Consider the following 1,021-nt stretch of genomic DNA (forward strand, 5'->3'; position numbering starts at 1 on the left):
AAAACAGAAGTTTAGAGGCAGTTTTATGGACGGCAACGAAAAAGCAGCAGAACCAATCGATTTTAATCGTGCTAGAGTCGCATCCACATATAAAGACCTAAGTCGCCAAATCGTCGATACCAATGATGTAGTCACGCGCGCAATCAGACGCCTACAAACTACCTTAGATATTGCGAGCATTGCCGATATCTTTTACGACGAACTTAGCAATCTAATGGACGTTGGCCAGCTTAGATATCAAGCACCTAACGAAAACACATACTGCCTGGGTGAAAATCCGGGGGCACACAACTGCCAATTCAATCTGATTATTGAGAATACTCGCCTCGGAAAACTAAGCGTATGCAGAAAGAAACGTTATTCTGATGATGAAATTTCAATTATCGAGTTCATGGCAAGCACAGTAGTGTTCCCGTTAAAGAATGCTTTGATGTATCAGGAAGCCATCAATGCAGCGCTTTCCGACCAATTGACTGGGCTAGGTAACAAACGTGCTCTAGATAGTAGCTTGCACAGAGAAGCTGAAAGAGCCATACGTAAGCAACAAGAACTGTCTGCCATTATGATCGATATCGATCGCTTTAAACTCATTAATGACACATATGGCCACTCTGCAGGCGACGAAATACTTCAGCAATTCGCAACACTAATTACAGAGAACTTTCGTAAAACTGATCTTAGTTTCCGATATGGCGGGGAAGAGTTTTTACTATTACTCGATGACAGCTCCGCGAACAGCGCAGCCCTTACAGCAGAACGACTCAGACAGATCATAGAGGCTCACAATTTTAGTGTTGCTAACAAGACAATCAAACTCACAGCTAGCTTCGGCTGTACGAGCTTCGACCATAAAGAAACACTAAAGAGTTTTGTAACGCGCGCAGACAAAGCGCTATATACCGCTAAGAAGATGGGACGCAATACCGTTCAGATCAACGAACTCACAACCCAGCAAGATCTATACAAGCAATCAGCAAAAGAAGCCTAGCAAAGGCTTCTTTGCTTAACGACGACGAGGTGG

The 1,021-nt window shown here is 43.7% G+C and carries 1 protein-coding gene; it reads left to right on the plus strand.

Going from position 1 to position 1,021, the window contains the following annotated elements:
• The coding region (locus A3739_RS02720; RefSeq protein ID WP_068500227.1) for a GGDEF domain-containing protein at positions 1-988 on the plus strand (988 nt) is incomplete at its 5' end.
• Between the last annotated feature and the right edge of the window lie 33 nt (positions 989-1,021).

The organism is Oleiphilus sp. HI0067, assembly GCF_001635735.1.